7 protein-coding genes and 1 pseudogene are annotated in these 6,956 nt (G+C 63.0%); 4 read left to right on the top strand and 4 right to left on the bottom strand.

The annotated features are described in order from the left end of the window. Positions 1–185: 185 nt before the first annotated feature. Positions 186–557, bottom strand: a complete 372-nt coding sequence (locus tag ACT3S3_RS08275; RefSeq protein ID WP_301444015.1) for an RNA polymerase-binding protein RbpA — start codon at positions 555–557, stop codon at positions 186–188. A 138-nt stretch (positions 558–695) separates the two neighbouring features. Here ACT3S3_RS08275 and ACT3S3_RS08270 point away from each other — a divergent pair, with 138 nt between their 5' ends. Genes ACT3S3_RS08270 through mgtE form a run of 4 tightly spaced genes read left to right on the top strand, consistent with a single transcriptional unit; the run spans position 696 to position 3,353 of the window. Further along, positions 696–1,055 carry a hypothetical protein gene (locus ACT3S3_RS08270; RefSeq protein WP_301444014.1) on the top strand — a complete coding sequence of 120 codons (360 nt, stop codon included), beginning with the start codon at positions 696–698 and terminating at the stop codon, positions 1,053–1,055. A 35-nt stretch (positions 1,056–1,090) separates the two neighbouring features. Then, the gene (locus ACT3S3_RS08265; protein WP_301444013.1) at positions 1,091–1,777 is read left to right on the top strand and encodes a YceI family protein; all 687 of its coding nucleotides are present in this window, start codon (positions 1,091–1,093) and stop codon (positions 1,775–1,777) included. Positions 1,778–1,810: 33 nt separating this feature from the next. Further along, positions 1,811–1,996 (top strand): hypothetical protein, encoded by a 186-nt coding sequence (locus ACT3S3_RS08260; RefSeq protein WP_301444012.1) that lies wholly within the window; start codon positions 1,811–1,813, stop codon positions 1,994–1,996. Positions 1,997–2,018: 22 nt separating this feature from the next. Further along, on the top strand, positions 2,019–3,353 hold the full coding sequence (gene mgtE, locus ACT3S3_RS08255) for a magnesium transporter (RefSeq protein WP_301444011.1): 1,335 nt from the start codon (positions 2,019–2,021) through the stop codon (positions 3,351–3,353). Between the two features lie 780 nt (positions 3,354–4,133). Here mgtE and ACT3S3_RS08250 read toward each other — a convergent pair. The 3 genes and pseudogenes from ACT3S3_RS08250 to ACT3S3_RS08240 all read right to left on the bottom strand — a co-directional run bounded on the left by ACT3S3_RS08250 (position 4,134) and on the right by ACT3S3_RS08240 (position 6,747). Continuing rightward, positions 4,134–4,772 carry a hypothetical protein gene (locus ACT3S3_RS08250; RefSeq protein ID WP_441579186.1) on the bottom strand — a complete coding sequence of 213 codons (639 nt, stop codon included), beginning with the start codon at positions 4,770–4,772 and terminating at the stop codon, positions 4,134–4,136. A gap of 346 nt (positions 4,773–5,118) precedes the next feature. Beyond that, positions 5,119–5,526 (bottom strand): hypothetical protein, encoded by a 408-nt coding sequence (locus tag ACT3S3_RS08245; RefSeq protein ID WP_441579185.1) that lies wholly within the window; start codon positions 5,524–5,526, stop codon positions 5,119–5,121. A gap of 111 nt (positions 5,527–5,637) precedes the next feature. Beyond that, positions 5,638–6,747 (bottom strand): annotated as a pseudogene (locus ACT3S3_RS08240) (ISL3 family transposase). Positions 6,748–6,956: the final 209 nt, after the last annotated feature.

Here is a 6,956-nt window from a genome sequence, read left to right as displayed (position 1 = left end):
GGTACGGTGGTGTCGGTGGTGGTGGAGCCGTGGTGTCAGCCATGTCGAACACGGTATCAAGTGGCACGGACATGGAAATGCGCAAGGACGTTCCCATCGAACATACATTCGATATCATGAAGGAAGATGCCGAGGCATGAAAAAACCGCCCACCGGCGACGGGCACCGGCGGACGGTCAGCGACCTCAGGAGTTCGCGGCCTGCTCCTTCATCAGCTTCATCGCCGTACGGCGACGCTTGCGCAGCAGCTCGATGCGCTCGTCGAGCAGCACGTCCAGCTCCTCCAGGGAGCGACGCTCGCGCAGCATGTCCCAGTGCGTACGGGCCGGCTTCTGCGGCTTGGCGTCCTGGCCGATACCCTCGATGAGCTGGCCGAGCTGACCGTTCTTGCACATCCACTCGCTGGGGATCTCCGCGTCGTTGGCGAAGGCGACCTCGAAGATCTCACCGGAGTCGGTCTGGTACTTGGTCATCTGGCGCGGAGCCAGGTCGTGGTCCCGGTCGGTCTCGTAGGACACCGCTCCCATACGACTGCCGCGCAGTACACGATCTGCCATCGGTGCATCACCCTTCTCATCATGCGGACGTGGTGGATTATTCCTCCCGTACAACGGACGAGGCGCCCGAATAATTCCCGGGCGACACCACAAAGCTCAACCACACAACCCTACCCCAGAAGTGCAATGATGGACGACATGACCGACGACCTGACCATCCAGCACCGGTCCGCACCGCACCGGTGTGAGTGGTGCAGCCGGGAGATCGCCCAGGAGGGCCCCGGCCGACGCCGCCGCTACTGCAGCCAGTCCTGCAGGCAGCGCGCCTACGAACAACGCCAGTCGCTCAAGGACACGGCGATCCCGGCCGACTCCGTCATCCTTCCGCGCGCCGCCGCCGACGAACTCACCGACCGTCTCTTCGAGGTCCGGTGCGCCGCCGAGGACATCCGTGAGGCGGTCACCGACGGGGAGCCGTCCGACAGCATTGCCGCACTGTGCCAGGAACTTGTCGAACTGGCCCGCGCCGCCGAGGGAGTGCGGGGGAGAAGCGAATAGGGGTTCACCCCCGGTGACGACTAGCATGGTCAGTCATGCGGAAAGGTATCGTCACGCTGGTCGTCGTCGCAGTCGTCGCCCTCGCCATCGCCATCGTCGGCCCCCCTGTCTACAAACTCATCACCAGTGAGGGTCTGCAGACGGCGTCGATCGCCGACGGAAGCGGCGAACCTCCGACCGTGGGCATCGACGGCCACTGGGACGTCGTCCCGGGCGTCGGCGCGAACTCCTCGGAGGCGGGGTACACCTTTGACGAGGTGCTTCCCGGCCAGGAGAAGTCGACCTCCGGGCGGACGTCCTCGGTGGACGGCTCCCTCGTCGTCGACGACGGCGTCCTGCAGGAGGGACGGGTCACCGTCGACGTCGCCAGCATCGCGTCCGACATCGAGAAGCGCGACATCCACGTGCGCGACAACATCCTGCACACCGACGACTACCCCGAGGCGACGTTCAGCATCACCAGCCCCGTCGACCTGTCCTCGCTGCCGGAGGACGGTAGTGTCGACACGGTGACCGTCCGCGGCGACCTCACCATGCACGGTGAGACCAACGAGGTGTCCGCGGATCTGAAGGTGCTGCGCTCCGGCGAGAACGTCATCGTTGAAGGCCAGGTGCCGGTGAACCGCGAGGACTTCGGCATCGTCTCCCCGGAGTTCGTCGCCTCGCAGATCGCCGAAGAGGGGACCGTGGACCTCCTCCTGGTCTTCGGACTGAAGAACTAACAGACAGAACTGACGGACGGAGAGGACGGCACCATGGACAGAGACGTCATGGTCTTCACCCGGTGGATCCGGCTCGTGGCCCTGGTCGCGGCGGCCGCCTTCATGCTCTACACCGGCGGCACGGTGGCCTACATCTTCGCCGTTGTGTGCCTGTTCTTCCTCGCCATGACCATATGGCAGTTACTGAAGCTCTACCGAGACGAGCGATACCGCAGCTAGACACGACACTTCAGGAGGCCCCATGGGACACGAGATCACCGACCTTCTGGAGCGGCAGGACGTCGCCGCCCTGCAGGCGCAACTCAAGGACATGACGACGGTCGCGATCGCCGACGAGATGTCGCGTCGCGACACCGACGAACAGGCGGTCATCTTCCGTCTGTTGGACAAGGACCGCGCGATCCAGGTCTTCGAGTACCTGGACGTCGTCCACCAGGCCGACCTGTTGTCCGGCCTGCGCGAGGCGCGGTTCGCCGACCTGCTGCTCAGCCTGCCCGACGACGACCGTGCGCAACTCTTCGGGGAGATGCCGGCGGCCGTCGCCACCCGGATGATGGCCGACCTTCCCGCCGACCGTCGCAAGGTCACCGCCCAGCTGCTCGGCTACCCGGACGAGTCCGCCGGCCGTGTGATGACCCCGGTTCCCACGGTCATCGACGTCGACAACACCAGGGAGCAGGCGCTCAAGAAGCTCCGGGGCCGCCAGCTGCGTAACCGGGACATCGCCGTGCTGGCCGTCACGGACTCGACACGGCACCTGGTCGGCGTGGTCAACCTCGCGGCGTTGGTGTCCGCGGCGGACGGGACGCCGGTCTCCGAGCTGATGAACGTGGAGACCCACGCCGTCAACGCCACCGAGGACCAGGAGGTCGCCGCACGTCTCGTGCAGGAGGCCGACCTGCTGGCCCTGCCCGTCGTGGACGGTGAAGGACGTTTCCTCGGCGTGATCACGGTGGACGACGCCATGGAGATCCTCGAGCAGGAGGTCACCGAGGACGTCTACCGTGCCGGCGGTTCCGAGCCCCTCAAGCAGCCGTACCTCTCGGCGACGGTCTTCGACCTGGCGCGCAAGCGTGGCGTCTGGCTGCTGGTGCTGATCCTCACGGCCGTGCTGACGGTCAACGTGATGTCGCATTTCGAGGACACGCTGGCCAAGGTCGTGGTCCTGGCGACGTTCGTGCCGATGGTCACCGGTACCGGCGGCAACGCCGGTTCGCAGGCGGCGTCCTCGGTGGTCCGCGCCCTGGCGGTCGACGAGGTGCGCCCAAAGGACATCTGGAAGGTCATCTGGCGTGAGACCCGCGTGGGCTTCATGCTCGGCGTGTTCCTCGGCGCCTTGATCTTCCCGTTCATCACGTTGTTCTACGAGTGGCGTATCGGCGCGGTGATGGGCCTGACGATCGTGGCGATCTGCACGTGGGCGTGCATCGTCGGCGGTGTGCTGCCGCTGATCGCCCGCAAGATCGGCGTGGACCCGGCGGTGTTCTCCACGCCGGTGGTCTCGACGCTGGTGGACGCCACCGGCCTGGTGATCTACTTCAGCATCGCCCAGGTGGTCCTGTCGAGCATGTTGTGACCCTGGATCACCAGGGCAGAGTGCCCCCTAATAACGTCACAGTGACGTAATTAGGGGGCACTCGTGAACGAGGGGACCGGAGGCACTTCATCGGATTCCGAGCCCCGCTAGGACGCTGCGGCGGCATCGCCGTGTCGCCGTCGGCGTCCGCGTCGGCGTCGGCGTCCAGGATGCCGGAAAGGACGTCGGACGTCGCACAGGACACTGGAACGGCGCACCGGACGCTGCGGGTGCGCGAGGCGAAACTCGACGCCAGCGACGACGCCGACCCGACGTCAAACGAGACGACGAGGCGCCGGCCGCGCCGAACGCAGGCCACACGGAAGCAGGACAGGCGGAAGTAGAACGCACGCGATGCAGACGTCCGGACGCAGCCAACACAGCGACGTCTCCCGCCCCTCCCACCAACCCGTCCTTGTTCGCCGATAATATACATTATGACACTTCGTCGGATTAGAGCTCCCCTCATGACCGCCGACGCTGCTCTCTAGCAGGCATCGGAACGCGGCCGGGACCCACGACGACTTGCCAATCAACTTGTTCCCAATGCCAGTTCACTCGTCGAGCGCCCAGCCCCTACAGCTGCCGCTAGCTTCCGTGCCGCTCCGGGCCACTCCAGGCCTGGCCGCATGCTGACGGACTGTTCCGGCCCACCGAACTGCGGGAGCCACCGGACGAATACTGATGCATCTCGTTGCCATCCAGCCTCGACACACTCGACAACACCATCCGACGAAGAACGTGAGCTCTACATGGACCTGCGAGCCTTTGAGAACTTCCCTACCGCTTCCTACGCGCCCGTATGGAGAACTCTCTCGCGTAAGAACCCGACAAGTCCGGGACAAGCATTTCGAAGACCTCAGCAACGCGGAGTGGCGTGAACTCAACGACAGAACTCTCGATGTGATCGCCGTCGGAATTCTCGGCAGCGAACCTGATCGGCGGAGAGTTATGCCCGTTAACTTCCAGCGGAACACCGCAAGAGGAACGATCTTCAGATTGCGCTGCCGGCGGACCGCATGATTTTTCGAGATACGCCGGGGAGCTGACTGACTTTTTAACCTCTCCTACGCCGAGGCAGTCCATCTCGATTCGAGCAATATCGCCCCGTAACTGCGGAGATATTACAATCGACCATACGGCAAATAGATAACGCAGAGGTATCCTGCCGTTCACCATTCTCACCGAGAACTGAAACGAAGAATGATGTCCATTTTCATCACTCCAGCACCAATAGTCATGCGTCTCCCACAACGCTGCAGACGAGACGGTCATCCCCGTCTCATCGTCACCTGTATTTGCAAAACCGATAAATCTTTCGATATTAGTGAAGTCGAGCAGCGGATCGAATGATTCCGGAACGACGAAGGGCTCGTCAGAGCTCGCTCGAACCACCACCTGCGCCAGCTTAGTACTCATATTCAGATCCTTCCATCGGAATTATGACGTAGCAACACAATTAACATCCCACACGCCGCATTTCAGGCCCATCACGGCTCCTCTTTTCATTTATCGCATAACGGCGAAAAACACCGCATAGTGAAGCTATCAGACTGCAACGGATTCGGCAATGCCATGGGCCCCATGCGCGACTCCTTCGACTACGCCATGGCCGAATCCTCAAACTCACTGCACAAGCTCCGATACGCGGAGTGCAGCACCGCAACTCTGGAAAATATCAGAATTACTGAGAGTGAGAAATGACATCAGAACGGGGTGGGTATGTTGCCTCAGCCCGTATACGTCAGGATCGCTGTGAAAAGTGTCAAATCAGTTCAGGACGGGTTTCGACGACCAGCCACTGGGCACCGCCATCGACCCACCAGACAGCCGACGTCGCATCGCTCGGATCCCGCCCCTCCTCGAGCAATGACCCGGGATTGTCCAACGCCGCCCGGTACACGACCTCGGCATCATCACCGGAGAGCTCGCCACTCTCGCCCGACGGAGAATGCGGCGCCAGGAAGTCATCCGGATCCGGCCCGGGCCACAGCGGCACATCGTCCTGTGTGAGATCGTTGTCCAGCATTCTCGGACGATAGACCACGATGTCCTGCGGGAGGTTCGTACTCTCCTCCCCCTCGGCATCGTCCTGCCCACCGCACGCCGCCGTCGAGATCGCCACACCGGCAACGACCGCCAGGATCATCGGACGGGCCTTGATTCCCCTCACGGTCGACACCCCTCGAAGATGCAGTGAATCACAAAGTTAGTCAATGGAACTATGTACATGACCGTACAGCCCGCTCGCCCAGGTGTCCAGCGTTAACCGGCTCTTCGCGATTCACAGTGCGTTGATCCGGTCGCGGAGCTGCCCGGAATGGATCAGCGACCTCAAGATGTAGTGGTCCAGATTTCGGAACCCCAGCGCAATACCGCGCAGGTGGTCCAATCTCCCGTTGACGGCTCCGACGTCGAAATACGCCAAAATATCGGCCCGACGCCGCCACAACATGCGCCCGAACTGCGCCAACTCCTCCAAGCCCTTCGGCAGCGCCCTGCGCAGCGTGTCGATCAACCCGGCCATCAACTTCTTGCCCCGTGACTTGTCCGGGGCCCCGAACGCGGCGATGACGTCCTGGTCTCACGTTGCAGACGCTGCCGACACGCGGTGAGCTTCTCGGCGGCCAGGTGCACCACATGAAATGGGTCCATCACCTTCGTCGCCGCGGGCAGGGCGTGGTCCACGGCGGTGGCGTAGCCGGCGAAGCCGTCCATCGTCACCACCTGAACCGACTCGCGGAACGCTTCGCTGCGTTGCTGCAACCAGCTTCGTAGAACCTCGGCGCTGCGCCCGGGCCGCATGTCGATCAACCGCGCTGGCCCGCGCCCATCGACCAGTGGGGTCAGATCCACCAGCACCGTGACCATCGAGGAGGGATCGCCGGGACGGCGGGTGTGTTTCCACACGTGCTCGTCGACCCCTAGTATCCGCACGTCAGCGAGGTGATCGCCGGAGTCGTAGACAAGGTTGCGGCATGCCTGAACCGCGATCTTGTTGACCAGCGGCCACCCGACACCTAGGGCTTTCGCAGTGGCTGAGACACTCATGCGGTCGATCGCGAGGCGTTGCAGGATCCAGCGAGTCACCCGGTGGGTCAGTTTTCGACCCATCGTCCGCACAACCCAGTGAAGCCTGGAAGATCTTCCGGCTGCAGGCATCGTTGGGGCAGGTGAACCGCGGGACACGGACGTGAAGTCGCGTCGGGAAGCCGACGACCGGCAGGTCCACCAGCTGCCGGGTGACGTGATCTCGCAGCACACCTGCATGTTTGCAGCCAGGACACTGATCGTCGACGGTCACCGGGGCGACGTCCGCGGCGCCAGTGATGGTCAATCCGATTTCAGCGGTGCGGCAGATGGTGTCAGCTACGAGGTTGCCAGTAGTGTGCATTGTAGGGTCCTGGTTCGGTCAGATGAAGGTGTGGTAACTCTCATCTTGTACCGGCCAGGACCTCTATATGTTGTGCCACACCGCATCGGCCCCACCGTCAGCCATGCACTCCGTATCGCGAAGAGCCCGTTAACCCTCGGGAAATCCCGTCGGGACCGCGAGGAAACTCCCCTCTCGTAGATTCACATTTGTCCTACATAACGGACACC

Origin of the sequence: Corynebacterium sp. AOP40-4SA-5 (assembly GCF_052377355.1) — a bacterium.
In the GTDB taxonomy this organism is placed as follows: domain Bacteria; phylum Actinomycetota; class Actinomycetes; order Mycobacteriales; family Mycobacteriaceae; genus Corynebacterium.
This window is presented reverse-complemented; position numbering and strand designations above follow the sequence as displayed.

What these genes read in the sequence shown, in the direction of transcription:
- ACT3S3_RS08275 (WP_301444015.1), bottom strand. Translation starts at nt 557, where the DNA reads ATGGCAGATCGTGTACTGCGCGGCAGTCGTATGGGAGCGGTGTCCTAC.
- ACT3S3_RS08270 (WP_301444014.1), top strand. Translation starts at nt 696, where the DNA reads ATGACCGACGACCTGACCATCCAGCACCGGTCCGCACCGCACCGGTGT.
- ACT3S3_RS08265 (WP_301444013.1), top strand. Translation starts at nt 1,091, where the DNA reads ATGCGGAAAGGTATCGTCACGCTGGTCGTCGTCGCAGTCGTCGCCCTC.
- ACT3S3_RS08260 (WP_301444012.1), top strand. Translation starts at nt 1,811, where the DNA reads ATGGACAGAGACGTCATGGTCTTCACCCGGTGGATCCGGCTCGTGGCC.
- mgtE (WP_301444011.1), top strand. Translation starts at nt 2,019, where the DNA reads ATGGGACACGAGATCACCGACCTTCTGGAGCGGCAGGACGTCGCCGCC.
- ACT3S3_RS08250 (WP_441579186.1), bottom strand. Translation starts at nt 4,772, where the DNA reads ATGAGTACTAAGCTGGCGCAGGTGGTGGTTCGAGCGAGCTCTGACGAG.